Origin of the sequence: Janthinobacterium sp. PC23-8, from assembly GCF_002250505.1 — a bacterium.
Taxonomy (GTDB): domain Bacteria; phylum Pseudomonadota; class Gammaproteobacteria; order Burkholderiales; family Burkholderiaceae_D; genus Janthinobacterium.
In genome coordinates this window covers 603,052-629,397 of sequence record NZ_NJGY01000003.1, presented here as the reverse complement: position 1 = coordinate 629,397, position 26,346 = coordinate 603,052, and the positions used below count along the sequence as shown (strand labels likewise).

General features: G+C 63.2%; 23 protein-coding genes. 9 read left to right on the top strand and 14 right to left on the bottom strand.

Annotation, left to right across the window (positions count from 1 at the left end):
- Positions 1–10: 10 nt before the first annotated feature.
- Positions 11–430: a MarR family transcriptional regulator gene (locus CD932_RS22365; protein ID WP_094444967.1), complete on the bottom strand. Its 420-nt coding sequence runs from the start codon at positions 428–430 to the stop codon at positions 11–13.
- A 147-nt stretch (positions 431–577) separates the two neighbouring features.
- Here CD932_RS22365 and CD932_RS22360 point away from each other — a divergent pair, with 147 nt between their 5' ends.
- Positions 578–1,291 (top strand): S24 family peptidase, encoded by a 714-nt coding sequence (locus tag CD932_RS22360; protein ID WP_094444966.1) that lies wholly within the window; start codon positions 578–580, stop codon positions 1,289–1,291.
- Between the two features lie 39 nt (positions 1,292–1,330).
- On the opposite strand, the gene CD932_RS22355 is transcribed toward CD932_RS22360, so the two are convergent.
- From CD932_RS22355 to CD932_RS22315, 9 genes are all read right to left on the bottom strand, one after another.
- Entirely contained in the window at positions 1,331–3,217 is a 1,887-nt protein-coding gene (locus tag CD932_RS22355; protein ID WP_094444965.1) for a propionate--CoA ligase, read from the bottom strand.
- On the bottom strand, positions 3,214–4,473 hold the full coding sequence (locus CD932_RS22350) for a hypothetical protein (protein WP_094444964.1): 1,260 nt from the start codon (positions 4,471–4,473) through the stop codon (positions 3,214–3,216). Before CD932_RS22350 ends, CD932_RS22355 begins: the two co-directional genes overlap by 4 nt.
- A 9-nt stretch (positions 4,474–4,482) precedes the next feature.
- Complete coding sequence (locus CD932_RS22345; protein WP_094444963.1) at positions 4,483–5,994, bottom strand: MBOAT family protein; 1,512 nt, start codon at positions 5,992–5,994, stop codon at positions 4,483–4,485.
- A 131-nt stretch (positions 5,995–6,125) separates the two neighbouring features.
- Positions 6,126–7,307: a 2-methylaconitate cis-trans isomerase PrpF gene (gene prpF / locus CD932_RS22340; protein WP_094445335.1), complete on the bottom strand. Its 1,182-nt coding sequence runs from the start codon at positions 7,305–7,307 to the stop codon at positions 6,126–6,128.
- Positions 7,308–7,366: 59 nt separating this feature from the next.
- Entirely contained in the window at positions 7,367–9,961 is a 2,595-nt protein-coding gene (acnD, locus tag CD932_RS22335; RefSeq protein WP_094445334.1) for a Fe/S-dependent 2-methylisocitrate dehydratase AcnD, read from the bottom strand.
- A gap of 23 nt (positions 9,962–9,984) precedes the next feature.
- A complete protein-coding gene (gene prpC, locus CD932_RS22330; protein WP_094444962.1) occupies positions 9,985–11,139 on the bottom strand; it encodes a 2-methylcitrate synthase in 1,155 nt (384 codons plus the stop codon).
- 18 nt (positions 11,140–11,157) lie between these two features.
- Positions 11,158–12,045, bottom strand: a complete 888-nt coding sequence (gene prpB / locus CD932_RS22325; protein WP_094444961.1) for a methylisocitrate lyase — start codon at positions 12,043–12,045, stop codon at positions 11,158–11,160.
- Positions 12,046–12,394: 349 nt separating this feature from the next.
- The gene (locus CD932_RS22320) at positions 12,395–12,643 is read right to left on the bottom strand and encodes a hypothetical protein (RefSeq protein WP_094444960.1); all 249 of its coding nucleotides are present in this window, start codon (positions 12,641–12,643) and stop codon (positions 12,395–12,397) included.
- A gap of 115 nt (positions 12,644–12,758) precedes the next feature.
- The gene (locus tag CD932_RS22315; RefSeq protein ID WP_094444959.1) at positions 12,759–13,001 is read right to left on the bottom strand and encodes a hypothetical protein; all 243 of its coding nucleotides are present in this window, start codon (positions 12,999–13,001) and stop codon (positions 12,759–12,761) included.
- A gap of 174 nt (positions 13,002–13,175) precedes the next feature.
- Here CD932_RS22315 and CD932_RS22310 point away from each other — a divergent pair, with 174 nt between their 5' ends.
- From CD932_RS22310 to CD932_RS22300, 3 genes are all read left to right on the top strand, one after another.
- Positions 13,176–14,033 carry an MBL fold metallo-hydrolase gene (locus tag CD932_RS22310; RefSeq protein ID WP_094445333.1) on the top strand — a complete coding sequence of 286 codons (858 nt, stop codon included), beginning with the start codon at positions 13,176–13,178 and terminating at the stop codon, positions 14,031–14,033.
- Between the two features lie 117 nt (positions 14,034–14,150).
- On the top strand, positions 14,151–16,292 hold the full coding sequence (locus CD932_RS22305) for a DUF3274 domain-containing protein (protein WP_094444958.1): 2,142 nt from the start codon (positions 14,151–14,153) through the stop codon (positions 16,290–16,292).
- A gap of 493 nt (positions 16,293–16,785) precedes the next feature.
- The gene (locus CD932_RS22300) at positions 16,786–17,757 is read left to right on the top strand and encodes a hypothetical protein (protein ID WP_369679848.1); all 972 of its coding nucleotides are present in this window, start codon (positions 16,786–16,788) and stop codon (positions 17,755–17,757) included.
- Between the two features lie 4 nt (positions 17,758–17,761).
- On the opposite strand, the gene CD932_RS22295 is transcribed toward CD932_RS22300, so the two are convergent.
- Positions 17,762–19,195 (bottom strand): M20/M25/M40 family metallo-hydrolase, encoded by a 1,434-nt coding sequence (locus CD932_RS22295; protein WP_094444957.1) that lies wholly within the window; start codon positions 19,193–19,195, stop codon positions 17,762–17,764.
- A gap of 170 nt (positions 19,196–19,365) precedes the next feature.
- On the opposite strand from CD932_RS22295, the gene CD932_RS22290 reads away from it, so the two are divergent.
- From CD932_RS22290 to CD932_RS22280, 3 genes are all read left to right on the top strand, one after another.
- Positions 19,366–19,914: a GNAT family N-acetyltransferase gene (locus CD932_RS22290; RefSeq protein WP_094445331.1), complete on the top strand. Its 549-nt coding sequence runs from the start codon at positions 19,366–19,368 to the stop codon at positions 19,912–19,914.
- A 120-nt stretch (positions 19,915–20,034) separates the two neighbouring features.
- Complete coding sequence (locus CD932_RS22285; RefSeq protein WP_094444956.1) at positions 20,035–20,502, top strand: glycine zipper 2TM domain-containing protein; 468 nt, start codon at positions 20,035–20,037, stop codon at positions 20,500–20,502.
- A gap of 160 nt (positions 20,503–20,662) precedes the next feature.
- Complete coding sequence (locus tag CD932_RS22280) at positions 20,663–21,589, top strand: PP2C family serine/threonine-protein phosphatase (RefSeq protein ID WP_094444955.1); 927 nt, start codon at positions 20,663–20,665, stop codon at positions 21,587–21,589.
- Here CD932_RS22280 and CD932_RS22275 read toward each other — a convergent pair.
- Positions 21,579–21,998 (bottom strand): DUF2177 family protein, encoded by a 420-nt coding sequence (locus CD932_RS22275; protein ID WP_094444954.1) that lies wholly within the window; start codon positions 21,996–21,998, stop codon positions 21,579–21,581. The genes CD932_RS22280 and CD932_RS22275 overlap by 11 nt on opposite strands.
- 472 nt (positions 21,999–22,470) lie before the next feature.
- On the opposite strand from CD932_RS22275, the gene CD932_RS22270 reads away from it, so the two are divergent.
- Together CD932_RS22270 and CD932_RS22265 are read left to right on the top strand one after the other, a co-directional pair.
- Entirely contained in the window at positions 22,471–24,042 is a 1,572-nt protein-coding gene (locus tag CD932_RS22270) for an FHA domain-containing protein (RefSeq protein ID WP_254926716.1), read from the top strand.
- Between the two features lie 382 nt (positions 24,043–24,424).
- Positions 24,425–25,018, top strand: a complete 594-nt coding sequence (locus CD932_RS22265) for a metal-dependent hydrolase (protein WP_094444953.1) — start codon at positions 24,425–24,427, stop codon at positions 25,016–25,018.
- Between the two features lie 8 nt (positions 25,019–25,026).
- On the opposite strand, the gene CD932_RS22260 is transcribed toward CD932_RS22265, so the two are convergent.
- Both CD932_RS22260 and CD932_RS22255 read right to left on the bottom strand, forming a co-directional pair.
- Positions 25,027–25,926: a pirin family protein gene (locus CD932_RS22260; protein ID WP_094444952.1), complete on the bottom strand. Its 900-nt coding sequence runs from the start codon at positions 25,924–25,926 to the stop codon at positions 25,027–25,029.
- Positions 25,923–26,321: an OsmC family protein gene (locus CD932_RS22255; RefSeq protein WP_094444951.1), complete on the bottom strand. Its 399-nt coding sequence runs from the start codon at positions 26,319–26,321 to the stop codon at positions 25,923–25,925. Before CD932_RS22255 ends, CD932_RS22260 begins: the two co-directional genes overlap by 4 nt.
- Positions 26,322–26,346: the final 25 nt, after the last annotated feature.

Below are 26,346 nucleotides of genomic sequence, written 5' to 3'. Positions count from 1 at the left end.
TTCCTCATTATTACTGTGTTGATGACCTGGCCGGCCCGAACAGGGCCGCCACCAGCGGATCGCGGCTGGCCGCGCCGCCCGGCCAGGTGGCTATGCGCCGCACCTGTGGCGGCAGCTCGGCCCAGGCGTCGCCTTCGTCGTCCGCCTCGCCCGGCGCGTACAGCGCGGGCCGCTGGCGCCCCGGCTCGGTGCAATGACGCTGCGCCAGATGGATCAGGCCGGCGCCGCACATATGACGCAGGTAGCGGCTCATGGTGCCCGCGTCCAGGCCCAGCAGGGCCGACAACTGCGCCGCGCTGGCCTGGCCGTGCGCGGCGATATGCTGCGCGATATGGGCGATATGCAGCTGCGACTTCTTGCTGCGCCCCAGGATCCGGCGCCCTGTTTGCGGCGGCGCGGCGCTTCTCACCACCTGACTGCTGTTGAACATCTCCATCCTCCCTGTACCGGCCTGCCGGGCAACGCTGTGTGCGAATTTGCGACAAGCAACAAGTGGACTTTATCAATCGCTAATGTTAAAGTCAAGCATTTGGTAATTTATCAAACGGTAAATTTCGGGTTTAATGTGGAGATGGATATGTATCAATACAGACGCGACCGATTGCTGGCCTTGATCAGCGAGCGCTATGAACACACGCGCAAGAAAATTTCCGACGCCAGCGGCTGGAGCGAGGCGCGCATTTCGCAGATCCTCTCGCCCACCTACCGCGACGGACGCGCCTTCAGCGAAAAGATCGCGCGCAAGCTGGAAGCGGATTTACAGCTCGACAGCATGTATTTCGACCAGGGCGCCGCGCCCGACCAGGCGGCCATGGCGGCGCGCGCGCTGGCCGGCGTCAAGGCGGTGTTCGTCAACGATGGCGAAGACGAGCGTTTCTACGATATCCGCAAAGTGAAACTGCGCCTGTCGGCCGGCATCACAGGCTTTGCGATCGAGCCGGAAACGCATGACGGCAGCACCATCAGCGTGCCGCGCGGCTGGGTCGACCGCAATGGCTACCACCCTGAAAAACTGGTGGCCATCAAGGTCAGGGGCGAGAGCATGGAGCCGGCCCTGTATGAAGACGACGTGGTGATCATCAACACGGCCGATATCCGCCCCGTCGATGGCGTGGTGTACGCCATCAACTACGAGGGCGAGCCGGTGGTCAAGCGCCTGGCGCGCGATATCGGCGAATGGTGGCTGACGTCGGACAACCCGGACCAGCGCAAATACCACCGCAAGATGTGCCGCGGCAAGGAGTGCATTATCGTCGGGCGCGTGGTGCGCAAGGAAAGCGAGCGTATCTGAGCAGGGTTTATCCGATGATAAACTCTGCTAAAGTGATCTCTACGCGAGCGCCTCCTCGATATGCCGCAGCGAAGCCGGGTCCTCGATCGAGGTCAGGTCGCCCGGGCTACGCCCTTCGCAGATGGCCTGGATCGAGCGGCGCAGCAGCTTGCCCGAACGCGTCTTGGGCAACTGCGGCACGAACAGCACCCGCGCCGGGCGCGCCACGGCGCCCAGCTGGCGGTCGACCACGGCCATCACTTCGCGCTCCAGCAGCGCCCTGCCCTCGACGCTTTCCACCGGGCGCGCATCCTTCAGGATCACGAAGGCCATCGCCACCTGGCCCTTGAGCTTGTCTTCCATGCCGACCACCGCCACCTCGGACACATTCGGGTGGCTGGAGATGCTTTCCTCGATTTCGCGCGTGCCCAGGCGGTGGCCGGCCACGTTGATCACGTCGTCGGTGCGCCCGAGAATAAAGTAATAACCGTCGGCGTCGCGCAAGCCCCAGTCGAAGGTCGAATACACCTGTTTGTCGCCGAAGGTGGACCAGTAGGTGTCGACAAAACGCTGGTCGTCGCCATACACGGTTTGCAAACAGCCCGGCGGCAGCGGACCTTCGAGCACCAGCACGCCCTTTTCATTCGCGCCGCATTGCTCGCCCGTCGATTCATTGAGCAATTTCACCTTGTAGCCGTACATGGCCAGGCCAGGACTGCCCAGGCGCGTCGGCGTATTGGCGACGCCCCTGGCCACCGACAGAATCGGCCAGCCCGTCTCGGTCTGCCAGTAGTTGTCGATGATATCGACCTTGAGTTCACCGGCGATCCACTGCGAGGTGGTTTCGTCCAGCGGTTCGCCGGCCAGGTACAGCGCCTTCAACGACGACAGATCGTATTTGCGCATCAGTTCGACCGGATGCTTGCGCAGCACGCGGATCGCCGTTGGCGCCGAGAACATGCGCGTGACCTTGTACTTTTCGACGATGCTCCACCACACGCCCGCATCGGGGCGGATCGGCAAGCCTTCGTACAGGATGGTCGCCATGCCGGCGATCAAGGGGCCGTAGACGATATATGAGTGGCCGACCACCCAGCCGATATCGGAGGTGGCAAAAAAGGTCTCGCCGGGCTTGCCGCAAAACGTGTATTGCATCGACGAAGCCAGCGCCACCGCATAGCCGCCCACGTCGCGCTGCACGCCCTTGGGCTTGCCGGTGGTGCCCGAGGTGTACAGCACGTAGGATACCTCGTTCGATTCGAGCCAGGTGACGGGCACTTGCGCATCGAAATGCTGTTCGCGCAGTGCGCCATAATCGACATCGCGCCCGGCGACCAGTTCCATTGGCACCAGGTGGCGGTCGACCAGCAGCACGTGTTGCGGTTTGTGGGCGGCGATGCGGATCGCCTCATCGAGCAGCGGCTTGTAGGCGATCGCCTTGCCGTTGCGTGAGCCGGCGTCGCTGGACAATATCAGCCTGGGCTGCGCGTCGTCGATGCGGCTGGCCAGGCTGTTGGAAGCGAAGCCGCCAAACACCACCGAGTGGATGGCGCCGATGCGCGCGCAGGCCAGCATGGCAAACGCCGCCTCGGCGATCATCGGCATATAGATCAGCACGCGGTCGCCCCTGCCCACGCCCAGCGACAGCAAGCCGGCCGCGCAGCGTTCCACCTCGCGCTGCAGCTCGCGGTAGCTGTAGGTACGCTCGGTATCGGTTTCGGTGGAAATGGCGATCAGCGCTGGCGCATCGCCACGGCTATCGACCCAGCGGTCGACGGCGTTGTGGCACAGATTGGTGGTGCCGCCCACGAACCATCTGGCAAATGGCGGGCGGCTGTCGTCGAGTACCTGGGCAAAGGGCGTATGCCAGTCGATTTTTTTAGCTTCCTCGCGCCAGAAGGCGTCGGGGTTGTCGATGGAATGCTGGTAGAACTGTGCAAAATTCATGTCTTCTCCTTGGGGTTTTTATAGTCTTGCCGTAGCGTTTTTTCCACGTGCTTCACATCACGCGGTGCGGACATTTTTGCTGCCGTTAAAAACAGTTCAGGCTGAAACGCCAGGCAATCACGCCGCTCACTGGCAATGCGCCGCGTGTTGGCCGCCAGCGCGCCTGCATCGAGACGCAGGCCCAACGGCGGCACTGACGCCGGCGACAGCAGCCGCTCCAGCACCACATCGCCCAACTCCTTCTTGAAATGCCCCGCTTCCCAGTACCACCGCGTGGCGGCATCGCGCTCGCTGGCGGCCGGGATGCGTTCGCAGTTATACGGACCGTAGCCACTGAAATCATGCAGCGCGATCGAGGCGCCCGGATGACTGGCCTGGATACTGGCAATCTCGCGCACCAGCTGTGCCTTCCATTGCTCGAACAGCGGCCAAAAACCTGCCGCTTCCAGCATGGCCAGCCATTGTGCGTGATACGGATAAATCACCAGCTTGACAGACGCATCGCTGGCGGACGCCTGCGTCAACAAAGTGCGCAACAGCGTAAAATCGGCCGCGTCCAGGCTGGTGGTGGATTTTCTTGTCAAGGTGGCGGCGTTTTCGCGCGCGCGCTGTTCGAACATCTTGTGGTAACCATCATTGCGCACATGCGCAGCGTACTCGCGCAAGGGATTGAAGCCGTCGGGCGACAGCGTGGCCGCTTGCGCATCGTGCTCGATGCGCAGGGTCTGCAGCGCGTCCTTGACGGAAGCGAGCGAAAACAGCGCGTCGAATTGCCAGGGTGCTTGCCAGTCCAGCGCGCCGGCCGGTTTTGCGCTTGGCCTCGACGGCGATTTCAGCGCCAGGAAATCCATGAATTCCACACCCAGGATCACCGTCTCCGGCTTGACGCCGGCGGCCAGCAATTGCCCGAGTTGATGGTTAGCGGTAGCGAGGCCCGTGCCGGGGATGGCCAGGTTATAGACGGCGCCACGCGCGCCGGCAAGGGCCGGCGCAGCGGGGTCAAAACCGATCTCGGCGCGCGAGTTGCCAAGGATGACCACGCGCGGGCGCAGCCGCAGCGCGTGCGCCTGCTTGATCTGCACCTGGTAGCGGCTCAAGCCGGGCTTGACGGCATTGAAGCCGGGGCGGTCAACCACCTTGTACAGGCCGTAGGGGTCGACGATCACGACCAGGGCGATGGTGGCCAGCGCGCCGCAAGCCAGGCAGGCGCACAGGGCGAGCAAAAAGCGCCGGTAGTCAACAGAGGTGGTGTTCATCGCCGCCTCCTAGAACTGAAAATACAGAAATTCGGCGGGCCGGTTCAAGGACAGCATGCTGGCCAGCGCCAACCCTGCCATCGCCGCCGCCCAGTAGCGTGTCGGCCGCCAGGCCATGCGGCTACTGGCGGGTTTTGCATCGAGCGCCGGTTCGACCAGGCGCATGATCTGCTGGGTATTCGGACAGCCAAAGGCCAGCAGCGCGGCCAGGCCGATCCAGCCCCAGCTGTCGATAAAGGCGGCGCCACCGCCGAGGTAAAACGACACGTTCATGGCCACCAGCAGCGGCTGCACCGGCGCCAGGTGGCGGGCCAGCGCGTCGGGCAAGGCGAGGCCATTGCCGCCATACAGGCCACCGAGAATGGCCAGCGCGCTGGCCAGGTCAGGCGCGCGAAAGAAGACCCAGGCGGTGCAGACGGCGACAAAGGTGAGCGCGGTGGCGAAGATCTTCCAGGCGGTCGATTGCGAGGAAAGGCGCAGGCTGCTCCACGCACCATGGATGCCGAGGAACACGCCGTGCAGGAATCCCCATATCAGGAAATTCCAGCCCGCGCCATGCCACAGCCCGCCGAGCACCATGGTAATCATCAGGTTCAGATAGCGGCGCGCGCCGCCATGGCGGTTGCCGCCGAGCGGAATATACAGATAATCGCGCAAAAAGCGCGACAAGGTCATGTGCCAGCGGCGCCAGAATTGGGCAATATTGGCGGCCTTGTAGGGCGAATCGAAGTTCAGCGGCAGCTTGACGCCAAACAGGCGCGACAGGCCGATGGCCATGTCGGAATAGCCGGAAAAATCGAAATACAGCTGAAACGCATAGGCCAGCACGCCGCTCCAGGCGATCAGGAGCGATGGTTCGCCCGGCTGGTTGAACAGCGCGCCGGCAAACGGTGCCAGGTTGTCGGCAAGCAGCACCTTCTTGGCCAGGCCAATCAGGAAAATGCTGGCGCCGACGGCCATGTTTTCCGCGGATAGTCGAAAGACCTTGCGGTCGGCAAATTGCGGCATCATCTCCTTGTGATGCAGCACGGGGCCGGCAATCAGGTGCGGAAAATAGGTGACAAACAGCAGATAGTGGACAAAGCGCCGCTCGCGCACCTGGCCCCGGTACGTATCGACCAGGAAGGCGATCTGGGTAAAGGTAAAAAACGAAATGCCGACCGGCAGGATCACTTGCAGCACCGGCAAGGGTTGTGCCAGCAAGTGCGCAACGCTGGCAACCAGGAAGCCCGCATATTTGTAGTAGCCGAGCAGCGCCAGGTTGGCGCAAACGGCGGCCGTCAGGACGGCTTTGCGGCGCCAGGCCGGCCCGCTGGCGAGCCAGGTGGAGCAGCCGTAATTGAAACAGATGGAAGCGAGCAGCAGCGGCACATAGCGCAGATCCCACCAGCCATAGAAAAACAGCGACGCACCGGCCAGCCAGGCCGCACTCATGAAAGGGCTGCGCCGGCCCAGCAGAAAAAAGCCGGCGAGCGTGACGGGCAAGAAGCCCAGCAGGAAAATCCAGGAATTAAACAGCATGGCGGCTCCAGGAGGGATGGCAATACGCGGACTTGAGGGGTACATCCATGCCATTTTCCTTTGCTGCGAAGCTTGCGTTCCTGCAAAAAATCAAGCCTGCCGGCTATCCGCCTTTCATCCGCCTGGCCTCGTCACCCTGGCACGCGCACAAACCCTTCCATCAGCACGCGCGCGCTGCGGCTCATGATGGCCTTGGTCACGCTCCAGTCGCCGTTCACTTGCGCCGCCTCGGCACCCACCATCAGGGTGCCGGACGGGTGGCCGAAGCGCACGCTGGTTTTCTCGCCGCCGCCGGCCGCCAGGTTGACCAGGGTGCCGGGTATCGCCGCCGCCGTGCCGATGGCTACCGCCGCGGTGCCCATCATGGCGTGATGCAGCTTGCCCATCGACAGGGCGCGCACCAGCAGGTCGATATCTTCAGCATTAACTTGCTTGCCGCTCGACGACACATAGCTGGCCGGTCTGGCGACAAACGCCACCTTCGGCGTATGCTGGCGCTTGGCCGCTTCATCCAGGTGGGCGATCAAGCCCATGCGCAGGGCGCCATGGGCGCGGATGGTTTCAAAGCGGGCCAGTGCAAGCGCATCGCCATTGATCGCGTCCTGCAGCTCGGTGCCCGTATAACCGATGGCGTCGGCGTCGACAAAAATGGTCGGAATGCCGGCGTTGATCATGGTCGCTCTCAAGACGCCGATGCCGGGCACGTCGAGCTCATCGACCAGGTTGCCAGTGGGGAACATGGCGCCAGCGCCGCCCTCTTCTTCCGCCGCCGGATCGAGAAACTCGAGCTTCACTTCGGCCGCCGGAAAAGTCACGCCATCGAGTTCGAAGTCGCCCGTTTCCTGCACCTGGCCGGCCGTCACCGGCACGTGGGCGATAATGGTCTTGCCGATATTGGCCTGCCACACGCGCACGACGGCCACGCCGTCTTGCGGGATGCGGGCAGAGTCGACCAGGCCATTGCTGATGGCGAACGCGCCGACGGCCGCCGACAGATTGCCGCAATTGCCGCTCCAGTCGACAACCGGCTTGTCGATGGCGACCTGGCCGAACAGATAGTCGACATCGTGGTGGGGCCGCGCGCTTTTCGACAGGATCACCGTCTTGCTGGTGCTCGAGGTGGCGCCGCCCATGCCGTCGATCTGCTTGCCATACGGGTCGGGGCTGCCGATCACGCGCAGCAGCAAGGCGTCGCGCACCGGGCCAGCGACCTGGGCGGCCGCTGGCAAGTCCTGCAGGCGGAAAAACACGCCTTTGCTGGTGCCGCCGCGCATATAGGTGGCGGGGATTTTAAGTTGGGGTAGATGGGTCATGGCAGGTCCGGTAGGCCGGATCAGCGCGGCCTCGCCGCGCGTCATCCGGTACATTGTTATCAGGCGGCTTTCGACGACTCAAGGAAATCCTGGGCAAAGCGCTGCAAGACGCCCCCTGCCTCATAGATCGACACCTCTTCGGCCGTATCGAGGCGGCAGGTCACGGGCACTTCCTCGCTGTCGCCATTGGCGCGGTGGATCAGCAAGGTCAGTATCGAGCGCGGCGTGCGCTCGCCCACCACGTCATAGGTTTCGCTGCCGTCCAACCCCAGGGTCTTGCGCGTGACGCCGCTCAGGAACTCCAGCGGCAGCACGCCCATGCCGACCAGGTTGGTGCGGTGGATGCGCTCGAAACCTTCGGCAACGATGGCCTCCACGCCGGCCAGGCGCACGCCCTTGGCGGCCCAGTCGCGCGAAGAACCCTGGCCATAGTCGGCGCCGGCGATAATGATCAATGGCTGCTTGCGCTCCATATAAATCTCGATCGCTTCCCACATGCGCGAAATCGTGCCGTCCGGCTCGATGCGCGTGAGCGAACCGGCTTTCACTTTGCCGTCCTCGATCACCATCTCGTTTTTCAGGGTCGGATTGGCAAAGGTGGCGCGCTGCGCCGTCAGGTGGTCGCCCCGGTGGGTGGCGTAGGAGTTGAAGTCTTCCTCGGGCAGGCCCATTTTCGCCAGGTATTCGCCGGCCGCGCTGTCGGGCATGATGGCGTTCGACGGCGACAGGTGGTCGGTGGTGATATTGTCGCCCAACACGGCCAGCGGACGCATGCCTTTCAGCGGGCGCGCGCCGGCCAGCGCGCCTTCCCAGTAGGGCGGCCGGCGGATATACGTCGTTTGTGGGCGCCAGTCGTACAGCGGGCTGACCTTGATGCCATCATCGGCCTGCCTGGCAAACATCGGGATATAGACTTTTCGGAACTGCTCGGGCTTGACGCTGGCGGCGACAATCGCGTCGATCTCCTCGTCCGCAGGCCAGATATCTTTCAACAAAATCGGCTGGCCGTCGGGGCCATGGCCCAGCACGTCCTTTTCGATATCGAAGCGGATGGTGCCGGCAATCGCATAAGCCACCACCAGCGGCGGCGAGGCCAGGAAAGCCTGTTTCGCGTACGGGTGGATGCGGCCGTCGAAATTGCGGTTGCCCGACAACACCGCAGTGGCGTACAGGTCGCGCGCCACCACTTCGTCCTGGATCACCGGGTCGAGCGCGCCCGACATGCCGTTGCAGGAGGTGCAGGCAAAGGCCACCACGCCAAAGCCCAGCTGTTCGAGTTCGTCCATCAGCCCGGCTTCCTGCAGGTACAGCTCCACCGTTTTCGAGCCCGGCGCCAGCGAAGACTTGACCCACGGCTTGCGCAGCAAACCCAGGCGATTGGCGTTGCGGGCGATCAGGCCGGCGGCGATCATGTTGCGCGGGTTGTTGGTGTTGGTGCAGCTGGTGATGGCCGCGATGATCACGGCGCCGTCCGGCATCTTGCCGGGCTCGTTTTCCACCACGCCCGAGATGCCGCGCGCGGCCAGTTCGGACGTTGGCACGCGGTTGTGCGGGTTCGATGGCCCGGCGATATTGCGCACCACCGACGACAGGTCGAACGTCAATTCACGCTCGTATCTGGCGTCAACCAGGCTGTCGGCCCACAGGCCGGTTTCCTTGGCATAGGTTTCGACCAGCGCCACCTGCACGTCTTCGCGGCCCGTCAGTTTCAGGTATTTGATGGTCTGTTCGTCGATATAGAACATGGCAGCGGTGGCGCCAAATTCGGGCGCCATGTTCGAAATCGTCGCACGGTCGCCCAGGGTCAGGTGCGAGGCGCCCTCGCCGTAGAATTCCAGATACGACGAGACGACCTTCTGCTTGCGCAAAAATTCGGTCAGCGCCAGCACGGTGTCGGTGGCAGTGATGCCGCTCTGCGGTTTGCCGGTCAGCCTGACGCCGATAATGTCGGGCAGGCGCATCCACGAAGCGCGGCCCAGCATCACGCTTTCCGCTTCCAGGCCGCCGACGCCGATGGCGATCACGCCGAGCGCGTCGACCATGGGCGTATGCGAATCGGTGCCGACCAGGGTGTCCGGATAGGCCACGCCATCGTGCACCTGGATCACGGGCGACATGCGCTCAAGATTAATCTGGTGCAAGATGCCGTTGCCGGGCGGGATCACGTCGACGTTCTTGAAGGCCTTTTTGGTCCAGTTGATGAAGTCGAAACGGTCTTCGTTGCGGCGGTCTTCGATGGCGCGGTTCTTGGCAAAGGCGTCGGGATCGAAACCGCCGCATTCGACGGCCAGCGAATGGTCGACCACCAGCTGGGTCGGCACGACGGGGTTGACCAGGGCCGGATCGCCGCCCTGGGCCGCGATGGCGTCGCGCAGGCCGGCCAGGTCGACCAGGGCCGTCTGGCCCAGGATGTCGTGGCAGACCACGCGCGCCGGAAACCACGGAAAGTCGAGGTCGCGGCGGCGTTCGATGAACTGGCGCAGCGAGGCGTCCAGGGTGTCAGGGTCGCAGCGGCGCACCAGGTTTTCGGCCAGCACGCGCGAGGTGTAGGGCAGGCCGGCGTAGGCGCCCGGCGCGATCGCCTCGACGGCGGCGCGCGTATCGAAGTAGTCCAGCGCGGTACCCGGCAAGGGTTTGCGGTGCAGTGTATTCATGGAGGTATTCATGACTGCGCTCATTATTTGCGCTCGTTGATCGGCACGAACTGCAGGTCTTCCGGGCCCACGTAGTTGGCGCTGGGGCGGATGATCTTGTTGTCGATACGCTGTTCGATGATGTGGGCGGCCCAGCCCGATGTGCGCGAGATGACGAACAGCGGCGTAAACATCGCCGTCGGCACGCCCATCATGTGGTATGAGACCGCCGAGAACCAGTCCAGGTTCGGGAACATGGCCTTGATTTCCCACATCACCGATTCCAGGCGCTCGGCGATATCGAACATCTTGGTCGAGCCCGCCTCCACCGACAGGGTGCGCGCCACTTCCTTGATGACCTTGTTGCGCGGGTCGGCAATCGTGTAGACAGGGTGGCCGAAACCGATCACCACCTCCTTGTTGGCGACGCGCTCGCGGATGTCCGCTTCCGCTTCGTCGGCACTGTCGTAACGTTTCTGCGTATCGAGCGCCACTTCATTGGCGCCGCCGTGTTTCGGGCCGCGCAGCGCGCCGATGGCGCCGGTAATGGCCGAGTGGATGTCCGACCCCGTGCCTGCGATCACGCGGCTGGTAAAGGTCGAGGCATTGAATTCGTGCTCGGCGTACAAAATCAGGGACGTGTGCATGGCTTTTTCCCACGACGCCGACGGCTTTTTACCGTGCAGCAGATGCAGGAAGTGGCCGCCGATCGAGTCGTCGTCCGTTTCGACCTCGATGCGCTTGCCATTATGGCTGTAATGGTACCAGTACAGCAGCATCGAGCCGAACGACGCCATCAGGCGGTCGGCGATATCGCGCGCGCCCGGCACATTGTGGTCGTCCTTTTCAGGCAGGGTGCAGCCCAGCACCGACACGCCGGTGCGCATCACATCCATCGGATGGGCGCCGGCCGGCAACGCTTCCAGCGCCGCTTTCACGCTGGCCGGCAGGCCGCGCAGGGACTTGAGCTTGTCCTTGTAGCCTTTCAGCTCGCCCGTGTTCGGCAGCTTGCCGTGCACCAGCAGATAGGCAATTTCCTCGAATTCGCAGCTGTCGGCCACGTCCAGGATATCGTAGCCGCGGTAATGCAGGTCGTTGCCGGTCTTGCCGACCGAGCACAGGGCGGTATTGCCGGCGGTAACGCCGGACAGGGCGACGGATTTTTTAGGCTTGAAAGTGGCGGCTTGTGGTGCGGTCATGGTGTTCTCCAGTGTTGATTATTTTTTTTGCGCGGCAAACAGTGCGTCGAGTTTTTGTTCGAAGTCGTGATAATTGATCGATTCATACAGCTCCATGCGCGTCTGCATGGTATCGAGCACATTTTGCTGCGTGCCATCGCGGCGCAGCGCCGTATAGACGTTTTCGGCCGCCTTGTTCATGGCGCGGAAAGCGGACAGCGGGTACAGCACCAGGCCCACCTCGGCGCCGCGCAGCTCGTCCACGGTGAACAGGGGCGTCGCGCCAAATTCCGTGATATTGGCCAGCACGGGAACCTTGACGGCGTTGGCGAACGTGGTGTACATCGCCAGGTCGGTGATCGCTTCCGGGAAGATCATGTCGGCGCCCGCTTCGACGCAGGCCACGGCGCGCTCCAGCGCGGCGTCCAGGCCATCGACGGCCAGCGCATCGGTGCGCGCCATGATGACGAAGTCCGGGTCGGTGCGCGCATCGACGGCTGCCTTGATGCGGTCGACCATTTCTTCCTTGCTGACGATTTCCTTGCCCGGACGATGACCGCAGCGCTTGGCGCCCACCTGGTCTTCGATATGCAGGGCGGCGGCGCCGGCCTTGATCATCGCTTTCACCGTGCGCGCCACGTTGAAGGCGGACGAGCCGAAGCCGGTGTCGGCGTCGACCAGCAACGGCAAATCGCACACGTCGGTGATGCGGCGGATATCGGTCAGCACGTCGTCAAGGTTGGAGATGCCGAGGTCAGGCAGGCCCAGCGAGCCGGCCGCCACGCCGCCACCGGACAAGTAGATGGCCCTGAAACCGGCGCGCTTGGCCAGCAAGGCGTGGTTGGCATTGATGGCACCGACCACTTGCAACGGAGATTCGTCCTGGACGGCCTTGCGGAACGCGGCACCTGCGGAATAAAGACTCATGTGTTCACCTTATGGTTTCGAATGTTTCATGGAGCTGCTATGCACAGGAGTAGTGCAAATGCCGTGCCAGGCAGCTCTCAGGCAGCTGTGCTAGCGGCTCAAACGGTCTGTATCAGAGGTGAAACGACGCTATGGCGGCCGCTTGCGGGTGGGATGGCGGTGCAGAAAATGGACCAGCGCATGTCACAGCTGCGCATCAAAACGTTTCATTTTTGTCTCAACGTTTCATATTGAAACATATTTTGAAACGCCATTGAAACACCGATGAAACACCATTGAGCGCAAGTGAAGCAATGAAAACAGCAGCTGGCGGGCGCCAGCTGCACGGCAAAGCGATGCGTGGCTGGCCTCAGGCGAGGCGCACCAGCGGGTTGGCGATGATATTGTCGATCTGGCGCACGGCTTCTTCGCAGGCGGCGGCAATCGCGCCATCTTCGTCGTCGCGCACAAATTGCATGGTCGAGCCTTCGAACACTTCCAGGCCTTCGACCGTGGCGCGTTCGATATCACAACTGGCCGACCATTTGCCATCGCTGGTCGGCACGGCCAGGGGAACGATTTCCCAGCCTTTATAGTGGATCTTGGAACTGCTGTTCATGGTGTGCCTCCTTGCGCAATAAAGGAAATCGTAGCATGAAGCGCCGTACGCCGCGATCAGTTTCAGCGGCGACGCGCAACCACGGCAAACGATTTACGGTGGATCAAGCCTGGGCTCAGGGACGCAGCAGATTGTCCACTTCGGTCCTGGCCACTTCCAGGCCGGCCACACAGGCGGTCTCGGGCGTGGAATAGCCGCCCAGGGTGCGGCTGCGTTCGATATCTTTTGCCTCGCCCCCTGCGCCGGCGTCGCGCTGCAGGTGGTAAGTAAAATCCCACAGATCGTCATGGTCCTTCTGTGGCGTCACGGAGATCGTGAAACCGCGGTATTGTTCGCTACGTGCAGTGGTATCGTTCATGGACTTCCTCCTTGTGGCAAGCAGATTAGCACGAAGCCCGGGCAGCGGCGCACACACTGCGGCGGCGCACCCTCGCCGATATGCGTTTTTTACATATCAAGAGGTGATTGAAGATATTTTTCAAACGATCACAGCGATATAATAGGCATCCCTGCCCGCCCTTTTGCTTCCATGATGACGCCCCACATACACGCTTTTTTCGATCCCGCCACCGCCACCGTCACCTATGTCGTGTACGAGGGCGAAGGCGGCGCCTGCGCCATCATCGACTCCGTGCTCGACTACGATCCGAAGGGGGGCCGCACAGCCACCACCTCGGCCGACAAGGTGGTCGCCTTTGTGCGCGAGCACGGCTTGCAGTGCCGCTGGCTGCTGGAAACCCATGCCCACGCCGACCACCTGTCGGCCGCCCCGTATCTGCAGCGGCAACTGGGCGGCAATGTGGCGATCGGCGCGGCGATCCAGGCGGTGCAGCGGGCGTTTGCCAACATCTATCATCTGGAGGGCGCAACAAACGACGGCTCGCAATTCGACCAGCTGTTCGCGCCCGACCAGGTGTTTCATATCGGCGCGCTGGAAGTGCGCGCCCTGCATGTGCCGGGACACACGCCGGCCGACCTGGCCTACCAGATCGGCGACGCCGTGTTTGTGGGCGACACCCTGTTCATGCCCGACGTCGGTTCGGCCCGCTGCGACTTTCCCGGCGGCTCGGCCACCCTGCTCTACCGCTCCGTCCAGCGCCTGCTGTCGCTGCCGCCGGCGACGCGGCTGTTCATGTGCCACGATTACCCGCCGGCCGGCCGCGCCGCGCGCTGGGAAACCACGGTGGCCGAACAGCGCGCCTGCAATATCCATCTGCGCGACGGCGTCACGGAAGAACAATTCGTGGCCCTGCGCACGGGCCGCGACGCCACCCTGGAGATGCCGACATTGATATTGCCGGCGATTCAAGTCAATATCAATGCGGGCAAGCTGCCCGAGCCGGAAGAGAACGGCGTGCGTTATCTGAAGATACCACTCGACGCGCTGTAACGTTCCTTCCTTGATCCTCCACAATTGCTGCTCCCGGCTATCGACTTAAAGTGCAGATTGCCCGGGATTACCTTGGGGCAACTTCCCGATTCGTTCATGACTTGACGGAGCGCCCGCATGTGGAATGAGTTCAAGCTTGACGCCGATTGCATACTGCTCGGTGAAGCCGACGGTCATGCCTTGTTCAGCCACGGCGATCTCAGGATCGTCCAGCGCCTGCAACGGCCCGGCATAATCATCTTCGTGCACGGCGTCAACTCCGATGGCGAATGGTATGAAGCGGCAGAAGCGGGTTTGTGCGAAGGCTTGAACCAGCGCCTGAAACGCCGCAACGAAGACCTGGCCATCCCCGGCCCCGCCGGCGGGCAAATGAAGCCTGCGCGCTACGAGCGCGAATTGAGCGACGACGGCTTTCTCAATCCCAGGCGCAGCGCCAGCACCTTCCTGCAGACAGATGACGCCAATTCGCCCGTGATCCGTTTCCGCTGGGGTTATAAAGCCAGCAGTGCAGAGTTGCAGGAATTCGGCGAAGGCATCTACCTGAACGAAAAGAATTACTGGGGCGGCGGCCCGTTTGCCAATGGCTGCAGCGCCCTGCCCGACTTGTGGAACCAGGGACTGTCGGAACAGCTGTTCTTGTGGATGCATATCCAGCACATGAATCCCACCGATGACCGGCAAGTCTACGCCTGCCCGCCACGGCCGTACTTCGTGTTTGCCGCCTGGCGCCTGGCGCGGCTGGTGCGCTCGATACGCGACTGCCAGAAGGACGTACCCGTCACCATCGTCTGCCACAGCCAGGGCAATATGGTGGCGATGGCCGCCGCCTTCCTTGGCGAGACGCTGGGTGCCGACGCCGTGGCCGACAGCTATGTGCTGTGCAATCCGCCGTACAGCCTGCTGGACAAGAATTTTACGGAGAACTGGGTCAGCGGCCATTTGAAGGATGAGCACGGCAACACGGGCCGGCAGAAGTACGAGGCGCGCACCAGGACCTTGAAAGCATTTTTCGACATCCTGCGCACGCGCCAGGCCCTGCAACAGGATGCCGCGCTGGTCGACAAATACACGGCCAACAAGAAATCCAGGTCCGAGGATGGTTATGAAGCGGCGCTTGATCGGGCGGCCTACGGCCTGAACGGCTCCACCTGTGGCCGCGTCACCTTGTACTGTAATCCGCACGACCAGGTGATTTCCGCCACGCCCGTCCAGGGCATCGGCTGGCGCGGCATGTCGGCCCGCGAGATCGCCGATACCGGCGGCGAAGGCGTCTTCACCCAGCGCGTCTTCGCGCAGAACCATCCGGTGGGGCAGGAAAACGAAGAAGACTACGATATCTGGCAGCGCGACGGCCAGCCCTTGACGCCGGACAGCCTCGATTTCTGGCACCCGCGCTCGCTGGTCGCCGAATACTCGATCGAAAAAGGCTTGCGCGCCAGCCAGGGCATCGGCCGCAAGATACTGACCTTTTTGTTCGCACCGGTGATGATCGTGCTGTCCAAAGCGGCACGCACGCGCATCAACGCCCTGCCGCCCCATCCCTGGCTGCTGCCGCTGAAGGCGCCCGGGCTGCCCACCACCTTCCGCCCCCGGGCAAAACGTTTTGACGCTGTCAGCGAGCAGTTTGACGAGGAGCGCGACGCACCGTCCGACTCCCTGCACAAGGAGCGCTCTGCCGAAGCCAACGATGCGTATGCATCGCATCGCCCGCTGGGCAAGGGCGACGCGGAAACCGAAGCGGCATTGCGCTACGAACAGAACGGCATGTTGCGCATGCAAGCCCGGCGCGACAGCCTGGTGAAAAAAGGCGACCCCGCCGTCACGGGGGTGGACAATCCTGAGGAGGCGTCCAGCGCGTTCCAGTCCTGGCGCACCAGGGAAATCCGCAACTACCTGGTGGCCAATATCGACACCCACGCCACCGATCACTCGACCATCATGACCAATCCCGAGCATGCGGAAAAAGCGCTGGCCTACGACGTGGCGGTGGGGGTATGCACGATCAGGCAGGAGGAGCTTCGCACACTGAGGGTGGCGGCGGATTGGACATTATTAAAAGGTTTGAGCGCTGCTGACAATAACAAAGAATTTTTTGAGTATTTCAACAAAGGAAAGTTCAAAGATGTATCGGTGTTCGAATGGGCAAATGCCAAAGACAGTCTTGCCAGGAAACCTGCAAAGATAGTTGATGAGCGCCAGAACGTTGTTATAAGTCCAGCTCCGACTGGCATATCGGCTCTGGGGACAGATGATGCCTGACTTGAACAGCTCCCCTGGCAAGCGTTTTTTGTTATGTTTGATGGTTGCCCTGCTGGTCGCCGCCGCGCTGTGGCTGTCATGGCAAGGCAGAGAAGGTGATTCCGGTATCTCGTCAAATGGAGAAATCATGAAACGCTTTATTGCCATCCCCATCCTCGCTGGCCTGGCGCTTTTCTTTTTATTGTCAGCCTGTACCACCACCGAAAAGCCAGTTCAGCCTGCAATAGCATCGGCAGAAGCGGCAACACCAAAGCCACCATTTCAGGCGCAGGTCGTCGGCCTGCAGTGGCTCAATCCCTTGCAGCGGCGCGACTATTCTACCGAATGGCAATTGTTGTGGACCTTGGGTTTGGCCAGCCCCAATAAAAACGACGATATGGTCAGGACAGACCCCAAAGGATTCAGTACTTTGCAAGCGGTTGCACCGATTGCCCATGATCTATGGGGCACGGAAACATTCAAAGGCTATCACCAAAAATATTTGGAAGAATTGATGACCAATTTCCATGATATCTATTTCTCCAGTCCCAGCTATTTTTATCATGTCTACCCACGCCATAAAAAGCAGACCTGGCGCGAGTTGGCCGGTATACGCGTGGAATATGCCCTGCCAGAAGGCAAATTCGATCCAACCGAAGTCCATCACACTGTACGGGACGAAATTATCAGTAATTTCGACATCGGCAATCCAGCGTTCCCCACTGTCTGGTCCCGCGCCACCGCGCCCGATGTGCGCATCACCATGGGCGGCAACAACGCCGGCTTTACTTCGCTGACAGCTGCGCTCGCCTATCTGGAAGCCAATCCGAACGAAACCGTCTGGGTAATGAACTGGGATGCGCCGAGCCGCCCGAAACCTGCGCAAATCAACGAAAACCTGGTGCTGCTGGTGCTGGCCGGCCCACACTACCAGACCGAGCGCGCGGCGCTGGCCTGGGTCGGCTATCCGGCCACCAAAAACGCCGCCGACTTTGCCCTGACCAAGGAGCTGCCGCCGCGCGCGGTGCAGGCCTGGCAGTCGGCCTTTGCGCAGGCGGCGCGCAATGGCGGCAAGACGGAAGAGGAGATCGGCTATGTGATCCACGACGCCAACCATACCCTGCCCTCATCATCGGACCGGATCGGCCAACTGGCGCATGCGCTGACCCTGGAAGTGCCCGGCTTTGATTTCCTGCCGCAAACCTTCAACACGCCTGCCCTGCTGGGCGAAATGGGCGCCGGCACGGCGCTGACCAATGTGGCGCTGGCGATCGGATACGCCAATCACCTGGGCAAGCCGGTGCTGGTGGCCGGCACCAGCGACAGTGGCAGCCTGACCGGCGTGCTGGTGTCGCCGCCGGCCAGGGTGCGCCCCATCGATCACGGCAAACCCTGGTTTCGCGCGCGCGGCGAGCACCACGCCTACTTGCCCTGGTGGGGTATCCGCCACGACCACCCCGACAATTTCCAGGGCTGGTCGCAGTAGTCGCTTACTCCTGCTCGGGCGCCCTGCCGATCTCGCCATCGAGATTGGCCAGGTACCAGGCCAGCGACGACATCAGCGCCACATTGCGCTTCAGGTTGGCCGGGTCGACCTTGTCGAGCGTATCGGCCGGCGTATGGTGATAGTGAAAATAATTGTGGCTGTCGACCAGCGGCTCGAAGCTGGGCACGCCGCCTTTTTCCAGGCGATGCAGGTCGCCCGAGCCCAGCACGTCGCGGCGGGTAAAGGCATGTGCGCCGATTGCTTGCAGGGCGGCGCGCAAGGGAGTGAACAGTTTTTCCGATTTCGCTCCCACGCTGGCCAGGATGCCGAAGGGGCGGCCGGCGCCCATGTCCATTTCAATGGCGGCATACTGTTTATCCAATGCCCGCTGGTTCGCCTCAAAATAAGCCTGGCCGCCGCGCCCGCCATTTTCCTCGTTCATCCAGGCGATCACGCGGATGGTGCGGCGCGCACGGTAGTCGAGTTTTTTCAGGGTCTCGATCACGCCCATGGCCGCCACCACGCCGGCGCCGTCGTCCTGCGCGCCGGTGGCCAGATCCCAGGAGTCCAAATGGCCGGATACGATCACCACTTCATCGGCCTTGTCGGTGCCCGGCCAGTCGGCGATCACGTTGTAGCTGTCGGCATCTGGCAGGTTTTGCGGCGTCAGCGTCAAATGCATTTTCAGCGGCCCGCGCGCGGCCAGGCGGCCAATCAGCAGCGCGTCTTCGACCGTGACGGCGGCGGCCGGGATGCGCTTGCCGTCGTCCAGGCCGGTGGCGCCGGCGTGCGGGATGCGGAAATCGGCGCCGCCGATCGAGCGCACCAGCGCGGCGGCGGCGCCCAGTTCGGCCGCCGCTTTCGGGCCGTTGTAACGGAAGCGCGAGCCCTGGCCGTAGGTGGCGCCGGCCAGGCCGCGCTCTGCCATTTCCTGGTCGAACGGCGTGTCGATCAGCACGATGGCGCCCTTCACTTCGGCGGCGCGCACCGTCAGTTCCTCGAAGCTTTTGACGATGATGAGGGGCGCCGTCAGGCCGGCGGCCGGTGTCGCGCCCGAGCCGCCCAAGGCAGTGAGCACCACGCGCTGCGATACGCCTTGCGGGCGGCCTGCATAGTCGACGATTTGCGCCGTTTCCACACCACGCACCCAGTGCGGCACTTTGACGGCTTGCAGGGTGACCCTGGCGCCCAGGGCGCGCATGGCGGTGGCCACCTGGTCGACGGCGGCGGCGGCGCCGGCCGAGCCGGACAGGCGCGGGCCGATCAGGTCGGTCATGTCGGCCAGGCGCGCATAAGCCCAGTCGCTTTGCAGCGCGGTGTCGCGCACTTGCGCCAGCGCGGCCGGGTCATTGCCCGGTGCGGCGGCCAGGGCGCCGGCGCTGAAGACGCTGCCCAGCAGCATGAAAACAAGGGAACGGCGAAGGATGACGGAAGGCATGCGAGTCCTGTGAAAGTAAATGGGGCCGGTGCGCCAGGCAGGAAAAACCCGGGGCGCAGCCCGGCACGATAGCGTATTTGATCTGTGTTTGCAGCAACTTTGCCAACTGGCAATTGCCTGGCGCAGCCGCCATCGCTTACCATGGGGCCTGCCTACCCAAGGGAAAGATCATGATCAAAGGAACACTGTGCAGCTTGCGCCACCTGCAGGCGGCCGACCTGGCCACGTATATCGCGCTGGTCAACGACCTGCCTTCGCGCGGGGCGTTTTTTTCGCCACAGCTCAAGTCGCCCGAGGCGCTGCGGCGCGACTTCATGCAAACGGGTTTTGTCACCGAAGACAGCGAACTGTTCATCATTGAAGACGAGCACCAGGCCATGATCGGCAGCATCACCCATTTCAAGAGCCGCACCGCAGCCAGCCGCGAAATCGGCTACCGCCTGTTCGACCCGCAACGCAACGGGCGCGGCTATACCAGCGAGGCGACGCGGCTGCTGGTCGATTACCTGTTCCAGGCCTACCCCTACCACCGGCTGGAATTGCTGATGGATCCGCTCAATATCGCGTCCGAGCGCATTGCGCAAAAATGCGGCTTTACCCAGGAAGGCCTGCTGCGCCAGGCATTCTTTATCCAGGGCGTGATGCGCGACGCCAAGATCTACAGCCTGCTGCGGCCCGAATGGCAGGCGCGGCGGGCCACGCCGCACCGGCCGGATTGACTTGTTACCGACATGGACGGATTGTAATAAGTTGTATTAGACATGGATCAAGTTTTGTGCGGCCGCTATAGTTCATTTCATGCGGATCATTGTGATCTCGCCGGATTGGAAGGAAATGCCATGTTGAACAAGAAACTCCTGAGTGCGGTATTGGTAGCGGCGGTCGCTGTCTCATCGGCAGCCTCGGCCGCCGGTGACCGCGACTTCAATACCGTTGCCGGCGCCGCCGTCGGAGCGGCGATCGGCAACAACACTGGCGGCACCAACGGCGCGATCGTGGGCGGCGTGATCGGCGCCGCCGTCGGCAACAGCCTGCGCACGGGCGACCGAGGCTATGATCGTGGTTACGACCGCGGCTACCGCGGCACGTATTACCAGAGCCCGCCGCCCGTGTATTACCAACCTGCGCCGCGTCCTGTGTACTATCAGCCTGCGCCGCGCCCCGTGTACTACGCGCCGCCGCCACGTTACTACGGCCCGCCGCCGGTGGTGTATGTGCAACCGGGCCGTGGCTACTACCGCGACCATGATCGCTGGGATGACCGCCGCGGCTACCGCGACGACCGTGGCTGGGGACACCGCCGCTAAGCATTAAGCATCGCAACTTGCGAACGAAACCTGCGCCAGTTTTGCTGCCGCAGGTTTTTTATATGGGCGCAAGGTATCGTCTGCCAGCAAGATCGGCTAAGCTGTACTAATCATCAACATTCAGACTCAACATTGACACCGGCCAGGACCGCCATCACCGATGCACTTTATCAACGACGAACTCGACTTCGGACCAGCACTGGACGCCGCCGCCGGCAGCAGCGTGGGCGCGGGCCCCATGGCGCGGCGCGAAAACCAGGACAATTTCCTGCTGATCGACAGCAAAGGCCACGCCGCCTGCCTGGTCGGGCAAACGCCGTGGCGCGGCCAGGTCGCCGGCTGGCCAGAGGGCCACGTGCGCCTGGCCGTGCTCGATGGCATGGGCGGCCACGGCCATGGCCGCGAGGCGGCCGAAGCCACCGTGCAGGGATTGCTGGCGATACCGGCCTGTGTCGACCCTGACACACTGGCGCGCGAGCTGGACCAGTTGCATGCACGCCTGCAAGCCGCCTTCGACACGGGCGACCCGCAGGCCCGCCCACCCGGCACCACCCTGACCTTGCTGGAAATGGCGCCGCAGCAAGCGCCGCTGCTCTACCACGTGGGCGATTCGCGCCTGTATGAAGTGGCCGATGGCGCCGTCACAGCATTGACGGTCGACCATGTGCCGGCCACCGTGTACGCCATGCATGGCGTGATCGACGAACCGCAATGGCGCAGGCGGGTCTACGGCGAACACCAACCGCAAATTGCGCAAGCTTTTATATTGGGCAATGTCATCGTCGATCCGCAGGTGCTGGGCACCGCCCTGCATGCGTTGGACGAGGGTAACCTGCCGCCCTTCCTGGCCCATCTGGGCGACCGCCGTGCGCTGCGCCTGCGCCGCGATGCGCTCTACTTGCTGGCCAGCGACGGCTTCTGGTCCTGCCCCGATCCTGCCAGCACGCTGGCCCGCTGGCCCGCCCTGTGCGCGGGGCGTACGGCGGCGCAGGCGACAACGGCCTTGTTCGACGACTTCCTGTCGCACCCTCCCGAAGGCTTGCACAGCGATAACCTGACCCTGCTGGCGCTGCGCGTCAAGCCTTGAGCCGGCTGGCCGCCGCATAGCCTGCCACGGCCGCCAGGCAAGACAGCACGGCGCCCCAGGCCAGGTCGGTCAGGGTCAGCGCCAGCGGCCAGCCTTTCAGCGTGGCGTGATTGGTCAGGTCGTAGGTGCCGTAGGACACCAGTCCCAGCAAGGCAGCACGCCAGGCGGCGGCGCGCCAGTTGCGCTCGCGCAGCGCCGGCAGCACCGCAAACACCAGCAAGCCCGCCACGTACAGCAGGTAGAACAGGCCGGCCGCCAACAGCTTGGGCTGCTCCAGCATCAACGGCCCCAGCCAGGCGGCATAGCGTTGTTTCATCACCACGCCCAGCCACATGGCGTCGATGACCAGAAAGGCGGCCAGGGTGGTCATATAGGCAAGGGCGAACTGCGGCAGGCGAAGGACGGGCATCGGTGGCTCTCAACGGTGGTCAAAGTGTCTCCAGCATACGCCAGCCCGGCTGGCCGCGTCTGTGCATGCCGGCACTCAGGTCGCGAACCCTGCACGCTTGCTGATGTCAAGGCGTTTGCAGCCTTGCCGGCCGATGGCGTGCACGCGCTGGAGCAGGATCTGGCCGCACGGCCGGACCCAATGCGCTGGTGGTGCCGGCCGAATACCTGGACGTGATGCTCGGCAAGCGCCGCAACGGAGGCGTGAAAGAAACGACATGATTGCCAGCTAAATATATCTTAAAATCCATAAAATATAATTTTAGGCAATGGTTTTCGGCGATACGGGCGAGGCCGTTGGCCAGACTGCACATCTGCCGGAAAAACAGGCAGCGGTGCAGTCATGCTTGTTGCCAAGCAAGGTCAAAAGGGCGTAAGCTCTCACGTATAACAGAGGAGCGCCACGCTCCCCACTCGGTTCGAGTTTTCACTACATGAAAAAATGCAGCAATCCGGAGCACCCGCATTGTACGTTCTGGGTCTTGCCTGGTGAGCAGGTCTGCGCGGGCAATCACCCGCAGCCAGTCCTCGCGCCCACCAGCTTTGACCTGCTGAGCGCCTTGCGCAGCGCCCGTTCCGAGCAATCGGCAACGGCGGGAGTGCCTGCGTCCGTGGTTTCGCTGCCGCTGGCCGTATCACGCCCGGTCAATTCGGTCAGCATGCCGCGCATGCGCCCCGCCGTCGCTCCAGTTACGCCAGCCCAGGCCGCCGGCACGCCGGTCGCTACCCATCTGCATATCAGCGGCTTCGATCCACGCGCCGCTGGCGGGCGGCAAACCCTGAAAATGGAACTGCGCGGCCTGGACGCCCACTGTGCGCCGCAATTGACCTTGCGCCTGCGTTCGGACCTGATCCCGCGCGGCCAGATCCGGCACGAGGTGGTGCGCACCACGCGCGGCGACTGGCGACCCGTGTTTGTCGAGTTTTCATCGCGCAACAAGGAACACGGGCAATACCAGATCGAGGTGGACGTACTGAGCCACCTGGACGGCGCGGCGGCGCGCAAATGGGTGTGTACCTTTGTCATCCTGGTGCCGCGCCGCGACGCCACCCTGACCGAAATCCACCAGATTTTCCTCAGCACCCATAAAAACGTGCGCGTGATGGCCGACGACGCATCGATTGCGCGCGTGACCGGCGGCGACGGCTGCAATCTCGACGTCACGGCGCGCAATGCCGGCATCGCCCACGTCGACCTGTCCGCGCCGCAAGGCAAGATCGACATGGGTTTTACCACCATCGCCTGGGACGAGGAACTGATCGAAGTCGATCTGCCCGCCGCCAGCGAGTGCCATCCGCACCCCAGCGTGGCGGCCTGCATCGTCAACGCGGCGCCGGAAGCGGGCGAACAGCGCCAGATCCGCCTGTTCGCACTGGAAGAATGCATGCTGGGCCGCTTCGAGCTGGTCGATCCGGAAGCCGATGTGCTGCTCAGCCATTTCAGCATCGACGGCCAGGACAACAACGGCCTGACGCGCCGCCTGTCCGGCCGCCATGCGGTCATCCGCCGCAGCGCGCAAGGTTTCGATATCGAAGACGTGTCGCGCTATGGCGTGCTGCTCGACGGCGTATGGCCAGGCAAACACAAGCCCGTGGCGCTGCGCCAGGGCATGCGCATCGAACTGACGGCCAGTATCAAGGGCATCGTGGTGCTGGGCGTATCGGCCATCTTGCAGCACGGCGTGATCCTGCACCGCCTCGACCAGGGCGCCCAGGCGGAATGCTTTTACCTGCTGCTGCCCGAAGCGCGCCCGGTCGTGGTGCCGGCGCCGCACACCCTGGCGCCACAGGCGGCGGCGCTGCCGATGCTGTTTCACCGCAACGGCGGCTTCTGGCATCTCGATTGCGCCAGCGGCAAGGAAACCGCGCTCTCGCCAGCCACCGCGCTCGACAAGCTCGCCAGCTTCGCCCGCCACAACCGCTTCGCCAGCGAACCGTATCCCGAATGCTGGATCATCCGCACCGAAGGCGCCAGCCTGTGCGACAGCGCGGCGCTCACCGCCTGAGCAGCCACCTGCCCGGCAACCTAGCTCGGCGCCAGCACAAAAAAGATCAGCGACAAGCCGACCAGGAAGATCGCCTCCAGAGTCAGCACGACGGCGGGAATCTGTATTTCGCGCGGAATGTTCATGGTCTCGCCTCCCGATATGCACCCAGGATTTCATGATAGCGCGTGCACCGCGAAATGCATTATCAGCCGCATAACACTGTTTCTTGTCCAGCACGCTCATGCCAGCGTCTTAAAACCAGCTGAAGAATCCTTGATTTAACAAATAATTCACCCTTATTGTGCAAATTGCCTCGCACTACGCCCTTGCATACTGTATATTCATCCAGCAAATATCCCCGACGTTTTACACAGCGCGCGCAGCGTGTTTTACATTTCCTATGGCTTCAAATAAAGCGCATCATGCGACTGGTTGGGCTGCCGGCGTGATCGCCGCAGCGCTGGTCGCGCACGCGGACGCCGGCGGTCCCTATCAACTGCTGAGCATGTTGGCGTTCGCGATGGGCGCGCTGGGCGGCACCGCGCCCGACTGGCTGGAAGTGGCATGGTGGGCGCCCACGCGCCGGCTGTGGATCACGCACCGCACCTGGACCCACTGGGGCCTGGCCTGGATTGCCCTGCTGGTCTACACCTATCTGCAACTGCCCCATCATCTGTGGGCGCCGCCGCTGTTCGGCTTTGCCGCCGGCGGCATCATGCATCTGCTGGCCGACTGGCCCAATCCGCTGGGCGTGCCGTGGATTATCCGCCGCCACTCGCTGCGCTGGTGGAAGAGCGGCCGCCACGACCTGATCGTGATCGGCGCTGCCTGGCTGGCCGCCACCATCGTGGCCGACCATGTGTTTTTCGATGGCATCCATTTGCAGCGCGCCACCGCCTTCGTGCAGCGCTGGCCGCTGTGGTCGACCGACTGGATGTTCGCCGCCCGGGATGGCCTGGCAAGCTGGTTCAGGCACTGGCGCGACGGTCCCTGAGCAGGCGCTTACAGGAACTGCGGCACTGGCCTGGCCGGTGGCTTGGGCAGCGCAATGAATTCCGTCTCGCCCGGCACCTGCCCCATGCGCTGGGCGCTCCAGTCTTCGCCGGCCTGCGCCAGCCGCTCCTTGCTCGACGAAACGAAGTTCCAGAAAATGAACCGCGGACCGTCGAGCGGCTCGCCACCGATCACCACAAACTGCGCCGGGCCGCCCTCGCCCGCCGCTACCAGCGGCGCGGCGCCAGAGCCGAGCAGCGCCATGGTGTGCGGCGCCAGCGCCACGCCATCGACCAGCAGCGCGCCACTGATCGGATAGATGGCCGCCTCGGCCGGCAAGCCCTCAAGCCGCAGTTCCTGGCCTGCCTGCAGCGCCACGTCGAGATACACGGTTTGCATATAGGTGCGCACCGGCGACGTCTGGCCAAAGGCCGTGCCGATCAACACTTTCACCAGCGCGCCGTCGAGCTTTACCACCGGGATATCGGCCTGCGGCGTATGCGTGAAACTCGGTTCGTCTTCCTCGTTCGCCTTGGGCAGCGCGGCCCACAATTGCAGGCCGTGCGTACGGTGCGGCCGGCCAGCCAGGTCCGGCGGCGTGCGCTCGGAATGGACGATGCCGCGCCCGGCCGTCATCCAGTTGATGGCACCCGGCTCGATGCGCTGGTACGAGCCGATGCTGTCGCGGTGGTCCATCGCGCCTTCGAACAGATAGGTAACGGTAGCCAGGCCAATATGCGGATGCGGGCGCACGTCGTGGTTGGCGTCGGGCGCCACGTCGATCGGGCCGAAATGGTCGAAAAAGATAAAGGGGCCGACGCTCTGCTTGACGCTTGAGGGCAGCAAACGGCGCACCACGAAGCCGCCGCCCAGGTCTTTTTCGTGGCTTTTCAGGATGGCCGCGCTCATGCCAGCACCGTCGTGATGTCAGTGGTGACGGCCGTCATCAGCTTGTGGACCGGACACTTGGCGGCAACCTCCAGCAGCTCCTCGCGCTGCGCGTCGCTCAAGTCACCGCTCAGGTGCAGGCTGACGGCCAAGCGGTACACGCCCTTGCGTTCTTCGCTGGCGTCGCGCTCGGTCGACACTTCCACGTTGTCAAGCGCGATGCCCTTGTGTTTGGCGTACCAGAGCACCGTCAGCGCCTTGCAGGCCGACAGCGCGGCGTCGTACAGGTCGTGCGGCGACGGGCCCGAGTCGCCGCCACCTTCGGCCACCGAGGCGTCGGCGGAAAGGATATGGTCGCGCACGTGCACGATATGGCGCATGGGTTGCGACTGGTCACGGATGGCTTTGATGGTCATGGCGTTCCTTGCGGCTTTTGGGAAA